The organism is Microbulbifer mixtoriginis (SeqCode), assembly GCF_052467945.1.
On record NZ_CP174328.1, the window covers coordinates 3,024,765 to 3,043,025 of the forward strand.

General features: G+C 51.5%; 15 protein-coding genes. 7 read left to right on the forward strand and 8 right to left on the reverse strand.

Annotated features, from left to right (window positions below; translation table 11 throughout):
• Positions 1–13: 13 nt before the first annotated feature.
• Genes pgl through edd form a run of 3 tightly spaced genes read right to left on the reverse strand, consistent with a single transcriptional unit; the run spans position 14 to position 4,113 of the window.
• On the reverse strand, positions 14–724 hold the full coding sequence (gene pgl / locus ACJJIJ_RS13310) for a 6-phosphogluconolactonase (RefSeq protein ID WP_444900023.1): 711 nt from the start codon (positions 722–724) through the stop codon (positions 14–16).
• A 56-nt stretch (positions 725–780) separates the two neighbouring features.
• Positions 781–2,241 (reverse strand): glucose-6-phosphate dehydrogenase, encoded by a 1,461-nt coding sequence (gene zwf / locus ACJJIJ_RS13315; protein ID WP_444887006.1) that lies wholly within the window; start codon positions 2,239–2,241, stop codon positions 781–783.
• 54 nt (positions 2,242–2,295) lie between these two features.
• Entirely contained in the window at positions 2,296–4,113 is a 1,818-nt protein-coding gene (gene edd / locus ACJJIJ_RS13320; RefSeq protein ID WP_444923244.1) for a phosphogluconate dehydratase, read from the reverse strand.
• Between the two features lie 808 nt (positions 4,114–4,921).
• On the opposite strand from edd, the gene ACJJIJ_RS13325 reads away from it, so the two are divergent.
• On the forward strand, positions 4,922–5,995 hold the full coding sequence (locus ACJJIJ_RS13325) for a LacI family DNA-binding transcriptional regulator (RefSeq protein WP_444937594.1): 1,074 nt from the start codon (positions 4,922–4,924) through the stop codon (positions 5,993–5,995).
• A 16-nt stretch (positions 5,996–6,011) separates the two neighbouring features.
• Here the strand turns inward: ACJJIJ_RS13325 and nagA are convergent, their stop codons facing one another.
• Positions 6,012–7,139, reverse strand: a complete 1,128-nt coding sequence (gene nagA / locus ACJJIJ_RS13330; RefSeq protein WP_444937595.1) for an N-acetylglucosamine-6-phosphate deacetylase — start codon at positions 7,137–7,139, stop codon at positions 6,012–6,014.
• 51 nt (positions 7,140–7,190) lie between these two features.
• On the reverse strand, positions 7,191–8,189 hold the full coding sequence (gene nagB-II / locus ACJJIJ_RS13335; protein WP_444937596.1) for a glucosamine-6-phosphate deaminase NagB-II: 999 nt from the start codon (positions 8,187–8,189) through the stop codon (positions 7,191–7,193).
• Between the two features lie 308 nt (positions 8,190–8,497).
• On the opposite strand from nagB-II, the gene ACJJIJ_RS13340 reads away from it, so the two are divergent.
• Entirely contained in the window at positions 8,498–9,364 is an 867-nt protein-coding gene (locus ACJJIJ_RS13340) for a DUF6279 family lipoprotein (protein ID WP_444937597.1), read from the forward strand.
• A gap of 143 nt (positions 9,365–9,507) precedes the next feature.
• A complete protein-coding gene (locus ACJJIJ_RS13345) occupies positions 9,508–10,794 on the forward strand; it encodes an aspartate aminotransferase type Ic (protein WP_444937598.1) in 1,287 nt (428 codons plus the stop codon).
• Positions 10,795–10,853: 59 nt separating this feature from the next.
• On the opposite strand, the gene olsF is transcribed toward ACJJIJ_RS13345, so the two are convergent.
• The 3 genes from olsF to ACJJIJ_RS13360 form a co-directional block, all read right to left on the reverse strand.
• Positions 10,854–12,539 carry a bifunctional ornithine lipid synthase OlsF gene (olsF, locus tag ACJJIJ_RS13350; RefSeq protein WP_444937599.1) on the reverse strand — a complete coding sequence of 562 codons (1,686 nt, stop codon included), beginning with the start codon at positions 12,537–12,539 and terminating at the stop codon, positions 10,854–10,856.
• Complete coding sequence (locus ACJJIJ_RS13355; RefSeq protein WP_444900017.1) at positions 12,536–13,327, reverse strand: UDP-2,3-diacylglucosamine diphosphatase; 792 nt, start codon at positions 13,325–13,327, stop codon at positions 12,536–12,538. The genes olsF and ACJJIJ_RS13355 overlap by 4 nt, the downstream gene beginning before the upstream one ends.
• A 317-nt stretch (positions 13,328–13,644) precedes the next feature.
• On the reverse strand, positions 13,645–13,977 hold the full coding sequence (locus ACJJIJ_RS13360; RefSeq protein WP_211214910.1) for a DUF1820 family protein: 333 nt from the start codon (positions 13,975–13,977) through the stop codon (positions 13,645–13,647).
• 181 nt (positions 13,978–14,158) lie between these two features.
• Here ACJJIJ_RS13360 and miaB point away from each other — a divergent pair, with 181 nt between their 5' ends.
• From miaB to ACJJIJ_RS13380, 4 genes are all read left to right on the forward strand, one after another.
• Positions 14,159–15,526 (forward strand): tRNA (N6-isopentenyl adenosine(37)-C2)-methylthiotransferase MiaB, encoded by a 1,368-nt coding sequence (gene miaB, locus ACJJIJ_RS13365; protein WP_444937600.1) that lies wholly within the window; start codon positions 14,159–14,161, stop codon positions 15,524–15,526.
• Positions 15,527–15,740: 214 nt separating this feature from the next.
• Positions 15,741–16,769 carry a PhoH family protein gene (locus tag ACJJIJ_RS13370; RefSeq protein WP_444937601.1) on the forward strand — a complete coding sequence of 343 codons (1,029 nt, stop codon included), beginning with the start codon at positions 15,741–15,743 and terminating at the stop codon, positions 16,767–16,769.
• A gap of 17 nt (positions 16,770–16,786) precedes the next feature.
• Positions 16,787–17,257, forward strand: coding sequence for an rRNA maturation RNase YbeY (gene ybeY, locus ACJJIJ_RS13375; RefSeq protein WP_444937602.1), 471 nt, complete (start codon positions 16,787–16,789; stop codon positions 17,255–17,257).
• A 65-nt stretch (positions 17,258–17,322) separates the two neighbouring features.
• A complete protein-coding gene (locus tag ACJJIJ_RS13380; RefSeq protein ID WP_435583622.1) occupies positions 17,323–18,216 on the forward strand; it encodes a CorC family transporter in 894 nt (297 codons plus the stop codon).
• Positions 18,217–18,261 lie beyond the last annotated feature (45 nt).

Consider the following 18,261-nt stretch of genomic DNA (forward strand, 5'->3'; position numbering starts at 1 on the left):
TCCAAATCGTTCGTTAAGGCGCCCAATACACAGTGACCGGCTTCAGTCCCTGCTTGAGAATACTGCGCACCGGCATTTCCATTTCATCACTACCGAGCAGGGCTTCACGATAAACCTTGAGTTTTTCCTCACCGGTAATCAGTAGCTTGATATTTTTTGCCTGTAAAATGGCATTTAGGGTCAGCGTCATACGTTCGGTATTGGTACCGGTTACGGCACTCTGTTGCGCGGTAATGGCGCTACACAATTTGTCCGAATCTGGATTTAGTGCTTCTGCAAGCCCTTGCGCATGGGGAAATAAAGAAGCGGTGTGGCCGTCGTTACCCATTCCCAGAATGCACACATCAAAGGGGCGCGGCAGCTCGTCATAGGCGCGCTCACAATCAGCTTCACCCTCTACAGCACTACTATGAGTGTTTTTCATGCCCAGCAAAGTGGCCTCGGCGGCATTATTTTGCAGCAGGCTGTTTTCAATAAATGCCTGGTTGCTGCCACTGTGGGATTTTGCTACCCAGCGTTCATCCACCAGCGCCGCCGTAATCTGCGCCCAGGGCAGTGGACGCTTGGAAAGTTCGCGATAAACCGGTTCCGGGGTACTGCCTCCCGAGACAAGAAAAGTGGCTTGACCAGATTCTTTAATGCCTTGCTGCAGTTCGCAGGCACAGTCGTAGGCCAGTGCCTGTACCAGGCGTTCACGATCGGTAAAGAATTTCTCTTCTGCCATGAATACTTCCATCCATCGTTATGGATCACCGTAAAAATAGGTAATCCACAAAATCATTAGTAGGCGTTAAACCATTGGCGACCATCACGCGCTAGCAGTTCGTTAGCTTCTTCTGGTCCCCAGCTACCCGCAGGATAGGGCTTGGGCTGATTTTCGGTTTCACGCCAGTGTTCAATAATAGGGTCCACCCAGGCCCAGGCTGCCGCCACTTCATCGCGGTGAATAAACAGGGCCGAGTTATTGGCAGCGGCATCGAGCATCAACCGCTTATAGGCATCACTGCGGAAGCTGTCATAAGTGTCTGAAAGCGTTAAATTCAATTCCGCCGGCTGTAGCTCAGTGGTCAGGCTATCCATTTTCTTGGCCATCAAAATCAGCCGGATGCTCTCTTCCGGCTGCAAGCGGATAACCAAACGATTGGGGACAACATTGCCGGCACTCTCGTCATAGACTAGGTGGGAAACTTTTTTGTACTGCACCACAATTTCCGCACAGCGTTTTTCCATACGCTTGCCTGTACGCAGGTAAAAAGGTACTCCCGCCCAACGCCAGCTATCGATATATGCACGCAAAGCGACAAAGGTTTCCGTGGCACTAGCGCCACCTTCCAGATCATCCAGATACCCCGGCACCTTTTGACCATTAATTTCTCCAGCAACATACTGGCCACGCACAACGTTTTTATCTACCAAACCGCCCTTTAGTGGGCGCAACGCCTCCAATACCTTGATTTTTTCCGCTCGAACATTTTTCGCGGTCATGGAATTCGGAGAATCCATAGCGATCAGGCACAAAAGTTGTAAAAGATGATTTTGCACCATATCCCGCAGCGCACCGGTTTCATCATAAAAACCCGCGCGGCCTTCAAGGCCGACAGTTTCAGAAATACTAATCTGTATATGGTCAATAGTTTTTGCATCCCAAAGGTGCTCGAACAATACATTACTAAAACGCAAGGCCAGCAAGTTTTGAACGGTTTCCTTACCCAGGTAATGATCGATGCGGAAAATACTATTTTCCGGAAAGTAACTCGCAATTTTGCTATTGATTTCGTCGGAAGTCTGCGCGTTATAACCGAGAGGTTTTTCTACCACCACCCGGGAATTTTTACTAATTAAGCCTTTGGATGAAAGGTTTTCACAGCAGGGGCCAAAAACACCAGGGGGAATCGCCAAATAAAAAATTCGTACTCGCTCGGGATCTGATTCGAGGATGTCCGATAAGTGCGTCCACTGTTGATCCGGTACAGAAATATCCAGGGCCACAGGGCGTAATAACTGGCTAAAACCAGTCCAGATGGAATTGCAATATTCACCATCGCGCAAATGCTGCTGTAGGGCCTGAAGTGCCACATTTAGATATTGATCGGCGTCTTGCTGGTGGCGACAAACAGGAAGAATTCGGCAGCCCTCTGCTAAGCTGCCCTCTCGGTAAGCGCGATACAGTGCTGGAATCAACTTGCGCAGGGCAAGATCACCACCACCACCAAATAACACCATATCAAATGGGTTAGACATAAATTTTGCTCTGAAATCGTTTTCTACTGCGCCGTTTCTTTTGAGCGACACATATTAATAAAGGATACTGGCACCACTCTCGGCACCACTGGCGATAGCGCGCATATTGGCAAAGAGTTCCCGGCCCATACCGCGGGCGCTATCAGATAAATCGCACTGAGCGAGTTCGCGCGCATGTAATTCCGTTTCATCCACCAAGACCCGCAACACGCCAGCTTCGGCATCTAGCTCCACTATGTCACCATCGCGCACCTTGGCAATGGGGCCGCCTTCGACGGCCTCAGGAGACATATGAATAGCCGCCGGCACCTTGCCGGAAGCACCGGACATCCGCCCATCGGTGACCAGGGCCACTTTGAAGCCTCGATCTTGCAGTACACCCAGGGTTGGAGTCAGCTTATGCAGTTCAGGCATACCGTTTGCTTGTGGTCCCTGAAAACGCACTACCGCAACAAAATCCCGTTCCAGCTCGCCAGCTTTGAAACGCTCTAGTAATTCATCCTGGTTATGCAGCACAATCGCCGGCGCTTTCACCTTGAGATGCTCTGGTTTAATCGCGGAAACTTTGATCACACTACGGCCGAGGTTGCCCTCCAGTAGCTGCAAGCCGCCGTGATGGGAGAAAGGATCGCTAACAGGGCGAATCACTGTAGTGTCGCCGCTCTCTTTCGCCGTTGGCCGCCAAACTACACCATCACCAGACTCGTTGAGGAAGGGGTCTTGGCAATAGGACTCAAGACCACTATCACCCAGCACCGTGCATACATCACCATGTAACAGGCCAGCCTCAAGCAACTCACTCATCAGGAATTGCATACCGCCAGCTGCCGCAAAGTGATTGATATCGGCTGTACCGTTCGGGTAGACATGGCACAACAGAGGCACCACTTCAGAGAGGTCGGCCATATCCTGCCACGTGATCTGGATACCGGCAGCTCGCGCCATCGCTATTAAATGCAGCGTATGGTTGGTGGAACCACCTGTGGCGAGCAGTCCCACAATACCGTTAACAAATGTTTTTTCTGTGAGGATTTTCGCGATGGGTGTGTGTTGGCTGGGCTCAGTAATTTTTGCTAACTGTGCCACCGCCGCTTCATTAAGTGCATCGCGCAGGCCAGTGCCAGGATTGACAAATGAACTGCCTGGCAACTGCAGGCCCATAATTTCCACCAACATCTGGTTGCTGTTAGCGGTGCCGTAAAAAGTACAGGTGCCAGCACTGTGGTAAGAAGCGCTCTCCGCCTCCAACAATTCGGCACGACCAACCTTGCCCTCGGCATAGAGCTGGCGAACTCGTACTTTTTCCGCATTAGAAAGCCCAGTAGGCATTGGGCCCGCCGGTACAAAAATTGAGGGTAGATGTCCAAAAGCGAGGGCACCGATTACCAGTCCCGGCACTATCTTGTCGCAGATGCCGAGGAACATAGCGCCTTCAAAGACATCGTGGGAAAGGGCGATGGCTGTGGACATGGCAATTACATCGCGGGAAAAGAGACTCAGCTCCATACCTGGCCGCCCCTGCGTCACCCCATCGCACATCGCCGGTACCCCACCGGCTACTTGCGCAGTGGCACCGTGACGCGCCGCCGCCTCTTTCAAGCGTGGCGGATAAAGCCCATAGGGCTGGTGCGCTGAGAGCATATCGTTATAAGCGGTAACAATCCCCAGATTGGGACCACGCCCGGAAACAATAAGCTGCTTGTCCTTTTCTGGAGAAGCTGCAATAGCATGGGCCAGATTGCCACAGGACAGGTGCGTAGTGGCACGCCCTTCAATGTGCGCCTTCTCCACCTGAGCCAAATACTGAGCGCGGGTTTCCTCACTGCGCTGGATAATTCGCTCGGTAACTGCCTGAACCTTGCTGTGAACCATGACTCTTCCGTATTAATTCTGCTCGATGCACGCTTGAGCTGACATCGATGCCTTATTGCGGTGGCGGCACAGCCACCATTGAGTTTTCATCCCTGAAAGCCTTCCGGCAAGTAAAATCCCGCCGCCTGACTGGGTTGTAGTGCGGGCGAAGCCCTATCACCCGGCAGGCGATGGACAAGCTGGAGAATTCCATCACCCACCTAGCAAAAAAAAGTGCACTTTTTTTTCAAGAAAAAACTAATAGGCTTGATCAACATCCCTACCAAACCTCAAGAAATGCACTTTCTTACCAGGCCTAATTTTTACCGGAGCCCACTAACCCCATCGGATACTAGTGGGCCAGTGAGATCAAATCCTCCCCCCTCCATATGGAGTAGAAAGCTCACAAACCTCAAATGGCACTAGCAAATAAGGTCCTGCAAGCTTAATGAAGCGCATTATGTAGTAAAACTACAAAAAAGATCAAGAGCCAGTCTATAGCCGACATAAGAACCAAGCCATTTGCCTGGAAAGGCCAAGTGAAACGATGCGAAATCCTCCAATAAGGAGAATTAAACGCCACAATAGTAAGATATACGGGAAATAAATTTTTGGTACCAAAAGGTAATAATGTAAGAAAATTACAAAAAGATGTCAGATCAGTATATTTTGCTCATGCCCACTACCGCCATTAACCGGGATTACTAGCTGCTGCCAAACTGTCAGTACCGAGTGATCCTTTTTACTTCGGATGGTCCGAACAAAGAAGATGAGATGAGCTTGAGGCTGAGGCCCCCCAGGGCAGGTTTTGCTAGAGGAATCGGTGCCGATGAAAGTCACCATTAACGACGTTGCCGCACGCGCAGGCGTATCAATAAAGACAGTTTCCCGGGTCATCAACAATGAACCTTCTGTGCGCCCCAGCACCCGCGAGCGGGTCATGCAGGCGGTACAAGCCCTAAACTACCGTCCCAACCTGGCCGCGCGCAATCTGGCAGGTACCCATTCCTATTCCATTGGCTTTATTTACGACAACCCCAATGCCTACTATGTGATCGACATGCAAAACGGCATCCTCGAAGCCTGCCGCGAACGGGGCTACGAACTGCTTATCCATCCTGGCAGTGGCCGAAGAGAAACCATCCATGAAGAGTTGCGCAAACTAATAGAGCAAAGCCGGGTTGCCGGACTGGTACTCACTCCCCCTTTCTCCGAGACCCGAGAAGTTATCGATACTTTGAAGTCACTGGATGTGGAGTTTGTACGGATAATTTCCTCTGAAGGTTGCGGCCAGGGAGAGGAAAACTGCATTGCAATTGATGACGAAACCGCCGCTTTCACAATTACCCAACATTTATTGCAGCTGGGGCACAGACAAATTGCCTACCTTGGCGGTGGCGCCGAACACTTATCCACCCTCAGCCGCCTAGCGGGTTACAAAAAGGCCCTGCAAAAAGCTGGCTTACCTTTTACTGAGGAGCAGGTCATAGAGGGCGAATATTCCTTTGACTCCGGCGTAGCCGGGGCGACCGCCTTATTACACTCAGTCACCCCTCCCACGGCCATCTTTGCCGGTAATGATGAAATGGCTGCAGGAGCACTTTTTGCCGCGCGCATGTTAAACATTGAGGTGCCACAACAACTTTCTATCGCTGGCTTCGAAGACAGCCCCTTTTCACGCCAGACCTGGCCGAAGCTCACCACCGCCCACCAACCGAACGAAGATATTGCCCGTCGCGCTGCAGAACTGTTATTGGAGCGTATTCAATGTCGTGGAGGACAGGAAAAAGAACAACTAAACGGCGTAAAGTCAGATAGCAATTACCGCAGCTTTACTCCGAGTCTAATCGTGCGAGAATCCAGCGGTCCGGTAGTTGAGAAAGCCTACAACCCTCAAACTTGATTGAGAGGCGGGCACACTACTCACCATAAACCTGACGCCCACCGATCCAGGTTTTTTGTACATTAAAACTACGGTCGAGCAAAATAAAATTCGCTTTGGTTCCAGGAACAATACTTCCGCCCTGCGAACCCAGAAACTGGCAAGGATAGAGGCTTGCCATTCGCAAGGATTCACAGATATCCAAGCCACACCAGTCGCTGATATTACGCACTGCCCCCATCATATCCAGATGCGAACCGGCCAACTCTCCGGTACTTGAAGTGAGCTTATCCCCCTCTCTAGTTACCACCCGATCAAATAACGGAAAGCTCAGCGCATCACTCCCCACCAGGGACATGGCATCAGTCACAAGAAGCAGCTTTCCACGCGGCTTAACCTTGAGCGCCAGGGTAATAGCCTCGGCACTGACATGATGACCATCAGCAATAATTCCGCACCAAGCTTCGTCGCTAACAAGAGCGGATCCCACCATACCCGGCTCGCGAGAATGCAACGGCGACATGGCATTGTACAAATGTGTAAAACCCACTGCGCCAGCCTGCAATGCCGAACGCACGGTTTCCCCATCGGCATTAGAATGCCCCAAACACACCCGCACCCCCATAGAAGACAATCGACTGATATCCTCCATGGGCACTGTTTCCGGCGCCAAGGTAACAACCTTGATACCCAGATCCTCTCGCGCATAAATTTCCCACTCCTCATCGCTAAGAGGACGAATAAATGACTGCTCATGAGTCCCCTTTTTCGGCACGCTAAGATGTGGTCCTTCAAAGTGGATACCGATCACACCGGGTACTTGCTGATGCAGCGCAGCACTAACCGCATTCGCAGCATCCTGCATAATATCGAGACGGTCGGTAATCAGCGTGGGGAGAAAAGCTGTAGTGCCGAACCGGGCATGAGCCTCGCCCATTGTACGCAGCCCTGCAACATTGGGCTCTTGGTTAAACAGTACACCACCACCACCATTCACCTGCACATCCACCAACCCCGGCGCCAATAGGCCCTGTAAATATGTCGCTGAGGACTGCGGGGATTTTCCAACGGAGGCAATGCGACCATCATCGTCGATAATCAGTGACACGTCCTCCAAGATCCGTTCACCATCAAAAAGCTTCTCTGCGACCAGGGCGAAAGCCACAACCTCTCCTTAACACTGAATATTATTTACACCGAAATTCCTGGCAGATTATTACACGGTCTGGGTGACCTTTTTTAGGCCTGCCGGCTCATCAGGATTAATACCGCGGTTTACTGCCACATGGGCAACATCGATATAAAAGCGCTGCAGCAAAGCAAGGGGGGCGATGCGGGGATGTACTCCTTTACTCGGCACATGCAGATTGATCAGGCTTGCCCCTCTTTGCACTATGTCATCAATTTGCTCACTGTGCGCCTTGAATGACTCATCTTCAATAGGAACATTTACCACGGTCAACTTGTCTTCAACGAGAGTAACCGGCCCATGCAAAAATTCTGCACTGGAAAAAGACTCCGCGTGGATATTGCACACTTCTTTTAATTTCAGCGCCAGCTCGCGGGTTATGGCATAACCGGGACCGCGTCCGAGCACCACCAGATTCTGCACCGAAGCCAGATCCTCAGGTCTCAATTGTATCTCTGCGCGAACAGCAGCTTCTAAAGTTTCAGGTAGTTTTTCCAAGGCCAAGCGCAGCCTCTTGTCACCACTCCAGCAAGCCACCAGCTGCAAAATTGCCGAAAGCGTGGTCAGGTAACTTTTGGTAGCTGCCACCGCTTTTTCCGGCCCCGCCTTCAAGGGGATCAGTAAATCGACAATATCCTTGATTGGCGCCTGCTCATCATTCACCAAGGCTACCGTATAGGCGCCGCACTCCCTGGCCATCTTCGCCTGAGCCAGAATATCCGGACTGCGCCCCGACTGAGAGATCACCAGCACCAATGCCCCTTCCAATTTCAATCGGCGTCCATACACACTGGAAACTGAAGGCGCCGCAGCAAAAGTGGGCGTCCCTGTTTCTATTTCGATCAGATACTTGGCAAAAACACCAGCATGGTCAGAAGAACCCCGCCCAACAATCATGACAAAGCGTGGAGCATGAGCTTGCAAACGCTCCCCCAGGCGCTTCATCACTTTCGCATTCGTTTGTAGCTGTTCAGCAATTCTTGCCGGAGCCTCTCGGGCTTCGGCCTCCATGATCGTCGTAGTCATTCCATCATTCACTCAGGCTACCCCTCCCCCCGAAACCGGACTCCCGGCAAACTTTTTGGAGGAATCCAACTATCAGTTTATGTGCAGGTAGCACATAAAGAGCGGCTGTTTTAATAGCTAGGGAGGTCATTGTCACTTCTTTTATCAAGCCATTTTCAACTCATTCCCGATAAGCGTACAAAGCTTCCCAAAGCAGGCCTACACGAGAGAAACAGGAGATTTCACGCCACAAGACGCTTATACCCTAATCATCTATGCTTTCTAATAATTCCCCGACATCAATCGGGCAATGCCTACAGGAAAAATCAATGACAAAAGCGGGTGGCACGCCAATACACCATTTCTGGCGAGTTATAACGCTCCTAACCCTGTTGCTATTTATTAACAGTTGTTCCAGCATCCAATTTGCCTACAACAATGTGGATTACTGGATTCGCTGGAAAGCCCAAAAATATGTAGAACTGGACCGCACCCAAAAAGGTGAACTGCAGGGCGCCCTCAACAGCTTTTTTCGCTGGCACCGACAGACCCAACTCCCTCGCTACGCCAACTTTTTGAAAAACCTAGCAAAAAGGGTCGATGAAGGAGCACTGGAAAATCCCAACTTGCAACCTATCGATAAGCAGGTCCATCAGTTTTTAGCCGCCGCCAGTGAAAATGCTTACAACCTGATGTTGCCTTTGGCAGCGCAGTTGAGTGAACAACAGATTAATGAACTACAAGGCAGTATGTGGAGAAAAGAGCAAAAGAGATTGGAAAAATGGCAACGCTCTCCGGAAAAAGTACAACATAAGCGCGACAAAATTATCCGGAGAGAAAGCATTCGCTGGCTCGGCACCCTTACTGAAGAGCAAAAAAAAATGATTACCGCCTGGGTATCCAAAATGGAGTACAACCCTCTACAGCGCATCGAGCAACGAAGACTCTGGCAATCCAAAACCTTCGAATTATTGCGTAACAAACCGGAAGGATATCTGGAAAAAATCCGCAGCCTGCTACTCAATCCAGAACAACTCTGGTCGCCAGAATATCGCCAGAATCAGGAACAGCGCCAACAGCAGGCGCAAGAACTGGCCCAAAAAATATTAACCAGTACCAGCCTTGAACAACGCCGACATCTCAGTAAAACACTAAGAGAATACGCGCAGGACTTTCACTCCCTCGCCAACCAATAAAAATACCGAAGAAAAAAGATAAAGCGCACTTATAAGCCAGTGCCCCCTAAAAAGTAACCTTCAAAAATCGTAACATGGGGCTGACTAAGCCCAGCTCATACTGCTAAGCTCGCCAACTCTAATGACCAGCCAGGGGACCTCACGTGCAAATCGAATCCGCCAGTTTTGACCAGTTAGCCGAGTGGGAAAAAGAGCTGAGCACCCACTATGAGCGCATCCGTCAACACGAGCTAAATCTGGATATCACCCGTGGCAAACCCTCTACAGAACAGTTGAATTTATCCGACAAACTCGACGGTATCCTGTGTAACGATTACCGCGCCGCAGGAGGCACTGACACCCGCAATTACGGCGGTTTAATCGGGCTCACTAGTGCCCGTGAACTTGGTGCGGATATGCTTCAAGTACCCACAGAGGAGGTTATCGCCTCAGGTAATAGCTCCCTAACCCTGATGTATCACGCAGTGCTAACCGGCTACCTGTTCGGCTTTGCCGGCAATACCCCCTGGCGAGAATTGAAAGCCCCCAAATTCCTCTGCCCCGTGCCCGGATACGATCGGCACTTCAGTATTTGTGCACAACTGGGGATCGGTATGGTCAGCATCCCCATGAATGATCAAGGACCTAATATGGACCTTGTAGAAAAGTATATTCGTGAGGACAATGAAATTGTCGGCATCTGGTGCGTGCCCAAGTACTCCAATCCCAGTGGTATCACTTACAGTGATGAAACCGTAGAGCGCCTGGCTCAGCTCGGCCAAATCGCCAATCCGGGCTTTCGAATTTTCTGGGATAACGCCTATGCTGTACACGACCTTGGCCACTATGTCAGTCTCGCCAGCATTCGTGCTGCCACTCTGGAAAATGACACTGTGGACTCAGTGCTTCAATTTGCCTCCACCTCTAAAGTCTCCCATGCCGGCGCCGGTGTCGCATTTGTCAGTGCCAGTAGTGCCAACCTGCAATCCTTGCAGCAACAGATGCAGACCATGACTATTGGCCCAGATAAAGTGAATCAGCTGCGCCACTCACGCTTCTTTACCGAATTCACCACCCTGAAGGAACACATGCGCAAGCATGCCAATATCCTTAAGCCCAAATTTGACTGTGTGCTGGAACACCTGCACAACGGTCTGGCTGAAATGGATCTGGGCCAATGGGAAAAACCTCAAGGAGGGTATTTTGTCTCCTTCAATACCCGCAAAGGCTGTGCCAAGGCCGTAGTCAAGTTGGCAGCAGAGGCCGGTGTAAAACTCACCCCTGCAGGTGCCACCTTCCCCTATGGCAAAGATCCTGAGGACAGCAATATCCGCATAGCACCGAGTTTCCCCCCCCTGGAAGAACTCGACACCGCCATGTCGGTGTTTGTACTGTGCGTGAAACTAGCCAGTGTGCGCCAGAAGCTGGAGCAACAGCGAAAGGCAGGATAACCTTCTGAAATGGTTTGGCAGAGAATCAAAAGGGCGGCATTAAAAACTGCCCTTTTGATTCAAGCAGCGTTTTCGCTTGAGAGATAGCGTCGTGCGAACTTCTCATCGGCTAAATCTAAATCGACCACCACGAGCCCATCAACGGAATCACAAAAGTCTGGATCAACATTGAAGGCGTGAAAACTAGTGCCACCCGGCTTGGTTAATGCAGCATACTTTTTGAAAAGTGGCGGTAAAACCACCCCCTCTTCACGTAACACCAGTTTTAACTGGCGCATATCCGCAATTGAATCCCCAGAGAGATCTGGCAGAGGTGCACCGGCTTGCAGGAAAGGCAGACGCGCATCGCCCAGTGGGTTTTGTGGAGCAAAATAATGGGAAAAATATCTTACAATTGCCGACTTTGCCCGCACCGAAAATGTTCCCGGCATAGAAACAGGGCCAAATAAATAGCGTACTTTATTACGCAAGACCCACTGGCCGATAGCACTCCATAACAAATCCAGCCCTTTGCCCCTCCAGTATTCAGGCAGTAAGAAACTGCGACCAAGCTCTGCCGAACCGGGCAGGCAATATCGCGGTGGGGAGGGATAATTGAACAGGGTGCTGCTGTAGATTTCATTCTCTGCCAAGCTCTCGGTGCCCGCTATACGGTAGGCGCCCACTATCTGCTGGCAATGATGGTCCCACAGTAGCAAGTGGTCATAGTGCGCATCAAATGCATCCCAATCCCGACTCTGCCCTGTTCCCTCACCCACTGCCCTGAAAGCCACTTCACGCGTACGCGCCAGCTCACGCATAACTGGGCAATCCGGCCGCTGTCGATAGAGTCGCACGGAGAAATTCCCTTGGGAGGTCAGAGCTTCACAGTTCTCGATTATTTTTTTCACCTCCCCCCTAGACTCAGCAGCGGCAATAAGTTCCGGCCCCAGAGGCGCGGGAGAACGATACAATTTATAAACATGTTTACGCCAGAGAGCCGCCTGGGCACGGGGAGTTAGCGGCCAACTGCGGAAGTGCTCCGCTTCCAAGGGGCGGCCAATACGGATATCAATACCACGGCTGGCCTGCTTAAACATTTCTCGAATAAGCCAAAGGGTTGAAAGTGGTTTATTCAGCATCGACAGGCCGTAGAACCACCAGGAATTTCTGCCGAGCACTTGCACAGGTAAGATCGGTGCATTGGCCTTCTCAGCAAAGCGGACAAACCCAGGGTTCCAGCGCCCATCGCGCACCCCCTGGGGGCTTAGGCGTGAAACCTCACCGGCGGGAAAAATAATTACCGCCCCACCCAGGCCGAGATAATCATAAATCCCTTGCACATCGGCACGGCGGGTACGTCCGTTAAAGTTATCTACCGGCAAAAAATATGGACGCAATGGGTGAATATTCCATAAAAGATGACTGGCAATTGCACGCACATCCTTGCGCACTCTGGCAACCATATCGATTAATGCCAGGCCATCCAGGCTGCCCAGGGGATGATTAGCCACAATAATCAAGGGCCCAGTCACTGGCACCCGCTCCAATTCCGAAGGATTTAACTCATAGCGGAAGTTGAGGTCACTAAATAATTGGCGAATAAAATCCAACCCTCCCAAGTGAGGGTAACGCCGCCCAAATTCTACAATCTGTTCCTCACAACAAATTTTTTTAAGGGTAGCGGAGACCAATTTTCGTGTGGGCTTTTGCGGCGCTGCGCTGTACCAGGCATTTTTTTGTAACAGTGTTTCAAGCTGAATCATGCGGCCACCACCTCTGTCATTATGCTGGCTATTTTTGGGGCCCGGTACCAATGAAGCAGTTCCAGGCTGCCATCTTGTTGTTCTACCACGGCACTCATCGAGTCAACCCAATCACCGCAGTTTGCGTAAGTAACCGTACGCCCACCTCTGTTCTTATTGCGCAGCGCCGGGCGATGAATATGCCCACAGATAATCCCATCCATCCCCTTGGCCTGAGCCTCACCCACAGCAACATTTTCGAAATCGGTCATCATTTGCCTGGCTGCACTCACACGGTTCTTTACTTGGCTGGCCAGAGACCACCAGGGCTTGTTGAAACGGCTGCGCCAATAATTAATCCAGCGGTTAAATCGCAGCATAAGATAGTAACTGCGATCCCCAATGTGGTAACTGAACGGATTAATTTTGATATTATGTTCAAATTGATCGCCGTGGGTTACCCAGTAGCGTTTACCGCTGGCAGCTGTGTGAATCCAATCGCGCTCGATACGAATATTGCCCAAACGTTTACCCGCCCAGCTGCGCATGGGGGCGTCGTGATTTCCGGGAATATAAATAACCTCCGGAGTAAGACTGCTTAACTCCGAAAGCATCCCCAATAACATGGAGGATGCCTGACACCAGGTGCCCTTCCCTTTAGAGAGGGCATACATATCGAAAATATCCCCTACCAGGTACACCTTATCGGCACGATTCTGTGCCAAAAAATCCGCCAACCGATGAGGCTCACTGTCTCTACTGCCCAAATGGACATCAGATATCCACAGCGCATGGTAGCGATTGCCCATAGCAAGGCTCCAACCTTTGACCAGTAATCAACTCGCGTAAAGACTGATAACCTGCCTGCCGAGCGCCAACCTATGCCATGCAGTGGAATTTATCGGTCAATAGTTTGCAAGCCGCGAACAGGCGAACGCTTATTGGATATCGATCAAATACCATTAAGGCCAATGATCGCCTGCGCAGTCACTTTGCAGCGATTTGATGACAGTCCAGAGGACCTTTATTGAAGCTTATATTGCAGTGAAACCCGCTAGACTGCGAGGGCTTTAGGCGCCCGAATCAGCCTGGCCCAAGGCCAGCTGATTCGGTAAAGAGGAGAGGGTTATTCGGTGTCTTGGGGATGACGAATGGGCGGCGCAAAGGGAAACTTTGCAACTTTATCGCCTTTAACTTCGACAATTTTGCCTGTCCCCTCTTTTTCCACCTCATCGATACGCACAATACTGTGCATCGGGATATAGGAACGGGTTACCGAGGCAAACTCGGTTTTTAGCTTTTCTTCACTGGGGTCCACTACCAGCTGGGCCTTCTCCCCGAAAACAAACTCCTCGACTTCAATAAAGCCGTACATATCGCTCTGATAAATCGCCCGGGCATAGAGTTCATACACCTGGCTCTGGTTGTGGAAAATCACTTTATATATCGGGTTGGCCATAAGTCTCTCAGGATGGGGAATACCCCGAAGCTCGAAGTTGTTCAGAAAGCGGGCAAAGCCCGAAAAAGCGCGCAAGAATAGCACAGGTTCTCAACCGCTAATATAGCCATCTATGCAGTGCCGGGTCCTGTCGCTATAATGCCCCACCCGTTTAATTGACCAGTTTTTAATCAGGCACGATATGTCCGATACACCGGCGAAAAAGCTATACATCAAAACCCACGGCTGCCAAATGAATGAGTACGATTCCGCCAGGATGCGCGATCTACTCGGCGAGTCTCACGCTATGGTACCCACCGACGATCCCGAAGAGGCGGACGTTCTCCTGGTCAATACCTGTTCCATTCGCGAGAAAGCTCAGGAAAAACTGTTCCACCAGCTGGGTCGCTGGAGACGCCTCAAGGAAGAAAATCCCGAGCTGGTTATCGGCGTCGGAGGCTGTGTAGCCAGCCAGGAGGGCGAGGCTATCGCCAAGCGCGCGCCCTATGTAGATCTGATCTTCGGCCCGCAAACTCTGCACCGCCTTCCAGAAATGATGGAAACCAAAGAGCAGAAGAATGGCGTGGTCGTTGTAGATATCAGCTTCCCGGAGATCGAGAAGTTCGACCGATTGCCACAACCTGAAGCCGACGGAGCCACGGCTTTTGTCTCCATTATGGAAGGTTGCTCCAAGTACTGCACATTCTGTGTAGTGCCCTACACTCGCGGCGAGGAAGTAAGCCGCCCAGTCGCCGATGTACTGGAAGAAGTTGCACACTTAGCAGAGCAGGGTGTAAGGGAAGTGAACCTACTTGGCCAGAACGTCAATGCTTACCGCGCCGCCGGGGTAGACGGACAGGAAGTGGACTTCGCCGAGCTGATCACCTATGTAGCGGCAATTGATGGCATCGACCGCATCCGCTACACCACATCGCATCCGGTAGAGTTCTCCGACGCTTTGATCGACGTCTATGCACAGGTGCCTGAACTGGTCAGCCACCTGCATCTGCCAGTGCAAAGTGGCTCCGACCGTATTTTAATGGCCATGAAACGTGGACACACCGCGCTGGAATACAAGTCCAAGATTCGCCGCCTGAAGAAAATACGCCCGGACATCTGCCTTTCTTCGGACTTTATCGTGGGCTTCCCCGGTGAAACCGACAGAGATTTCGAAGCTACCATGAACCTGATTCAGGAAGTGGGCTTTGATATATCTTTCAGCTTTATTTATTCCCCGCGCCCAGGTACTCCGGCAGCGGATCTCCCCGACGACACCCCGGAAGACGTCAAAAAAGAGCGCCTGCAGCTTTTGCAAAACCGTATCAACCAGCAGGCCCAGGCAATTGCCCGGCACATGGTAGGTAATACTGAGCGGGTTTTGGTGACCGGAGTTTCCAAGAAGGATCCAGGCCAGCTGCAAGGACGCACTGAGAATAACCGGGTGGTTAATTTCCGCGCCGATGACCTGGCCCTGATCGGTAAATTTGCCGATGTGCTGATTGAGGAAGCCCTGCCTAACTCCCTACGCGGTACTTTACTCACCTCGGAACTGGAAGAGGACTTATTCTGATCTGAGGCCTTGTGGCCCCCCTACCCTCCTGGCAAGGCGTGCTTTAAAACCACCCCTTGCCACCCAAATTTCCTAATAACACCTCTGAAATTACAAGCTGTAATTAAAATCGGGTAAAGTTAGAACCTATTGGTAGCACCCAAAGCTTTCCTATCTGGGGAAAATGGGTATACCCTAGCTATGAACCCTCTAGATTAAGGTGCCGGAAACCAGTTTGGAAACGCAAACCCTCGCTCAAAGTATTACCCTCGAGCCCAACGATGCTCGCCGTCTCGCCAACCTCTGCGGTCAGTTCGACCAACATCTGCGCCAAATAGAACAGCGACTGGATATTGAGATCCGCAATCGCGGCAATCAGTTCGCCGTCTATGGTGAACCTAAAAAAGCCAAGGCTGCCTGTGAATTACTTAGCTTCCTGTACAAGGAGACTGACTCTCGGGATCAACTAACCCCCGATGAGATTCACTTAGCCCTGCAACAAGCCGGTGTAGAGGAGCTTCTCCACAAGGGAGAGAAGGGCGAATCCACTGAAGCAGACCAGGTGGTATTGATTCGTACTAAGAAATGCTCTGTGCGTCCCCGAGGTTTGAATCAGCGCAAGTATGTGCATGCGGTTCAGAGTAACGATATCAATTTCGGTATTGGCCCAGCGGGTACCGGCAAGACCTACCTCGCAGTAGCCTGTGCGGTCGAGGCCCTGCTCAAAGACCAAGTGGAGCGCATCTTACTAGTCCGCCCGGCGGTAGAAGCAGGCGAAAAGCTCGGCTTCCTCCCCGGTGACCTGAGTCAGAAGGTAGACCCCTACCTTAGGCCCCTGTACGACGCACTCTATGAAATGCTCGGTTTTGAGACAGTGGGCAAACTCATTGAGCGCAATGTGATCGAGGTAGCCCCCCTGGCCTATATGCGTGGGCGCACCCTCAACAACGCCTTTGTCATTCTCGATGAAAGCCAAAACACCACCCGCGAGCAGATGAAAATGTTCCTGACCCGGATCGGTTTCGGCTCCACTGCAGTGATTACCGGAGACCCTAGCCAGGTGGACCTGCCACGAGGACAGGCCTCGGGGCTGCGTCACGCGGTGGAAGTCCTGGGCAAGGTCAACGGCATCAGCTTTACCCATTTCGGCGCCAAGGATGTTGTCCGCCACCCTCTCGTACAACGTATTGTCGAAGCCTACGATATCCACGAGGCTGAGCGGGATGCCAGTGTCAGCAACAAAGCCGACGAGAATGCCGCCTGAGGTTCCTCCACAGAGTTATGATTGATTTAACCCTTGATGTGCAGCGGGCTAGCCGCTGCACAAACCTACCCTCCGATGAAAAGATCCGCACCTGGGTCATTAACGCTCTGTCCGGCCGAAAAGATGAGGCCGAACTGGCAGTTCGAATCGTCGACGAAGAGGAGAGCCAAGCGCTCAACGCGCAATATCGCGGCAAAGATAAGCCGACCAATGTCCTGTCCTTCCAAGCAGACTTTCCCGCAGAGCTGAACCTCCCACTATTAGGAGACTTGGTAATTTGTGCTCCCGTTGTGGAGAAGGAAGCGGAGCAACAGAACAAAACGACTGAGGCGCACTGGGCACATATGCTAGTCCATGGCACACTGCACCTTCTGGGTTATGACCATATCAAAGACAGCGATGCGGAAATCATGGAAAGGCTAGAGACTGGCCTAATGACCCATCTCGGCTTTGCGGACCCCTACACCCCTCTCGATGAGGCGGGATAACGAGGGTTGAAATGAATCTACCCACTAACGATTACTGATTGAAATAGACGAGAGATATTCGGAGCATGGCCACTTCCATGACCACTGACGAGCCCCCAAGTAGTCACTCTTCCAGCAAAGCCAGGTCGAGTGAAAAGAACTGGCTGGAAAGATTGTTTGGTGCATTTTCTGCCGAACCCAAGTCCCGCGATGAACTATTGGACATCATCAAAGACGCCGCTGAAAATCAGCTGGTTGACGCCGAGGCCCTGTCCATCATCGAGGGCGCCCTGGACGTATCCAACCAGCAGGTTCGGGAGATAATGATCCCTCGCTCGCAGATGGTGGTTGTAGGGCTACAGGACAAGCCGGAAACGTTTCTCCCCAAGATTATCGAGTCAGGCCATTCACGCTTTCCTGTCGTCGGCGAGAGTATCGACGATATCCGCGGAATACTGCTAGCCAAAGACCTGCTCCCCCTGCTCCTCAAGGGCGTCGGCGAATTTCAACTCGAAGATATTATTCGCCCAGCCAATATCATCCCTGAAAGTAAGCGCCTCAACATTCTCCTGCGAGAGTTCCGTGAAAACCGCTACCACATGGCCATCGTTATCGACGAATATGGCGGCGTTTCCGGCGTAGTGACCATTGAGGACATCCTCGAAGAAATTGTCGGTGAGATCGAAGACGAAACCGATGAGGAAGAGGCAGATAGCTTTATCCGCCGGGTGGGAGAAAATGACTACATAGTCAAGGCCCTCACGCCGATCGAAGAGTTCAATGAATTTTTTAAATCCGAATTCAGCGATGAAGAATTCGACACAGTTGGTGGTCTGATTATGCAGTCTTTCGGCCACTTGCCCGGTCGCGATGAAGTCACCCGCTTGGGAGACTTCCTCTTCCGGGTGCTCTACGCGGACAGCCGGCAAATTCACCTGCTGCGCGTGGCCCATATGCGTAAACCACCCGATGAAGATTGAGTTAAGCCCCCTCTGGGGCTCTAGCCAAGATTTTCTCGGGTAGGA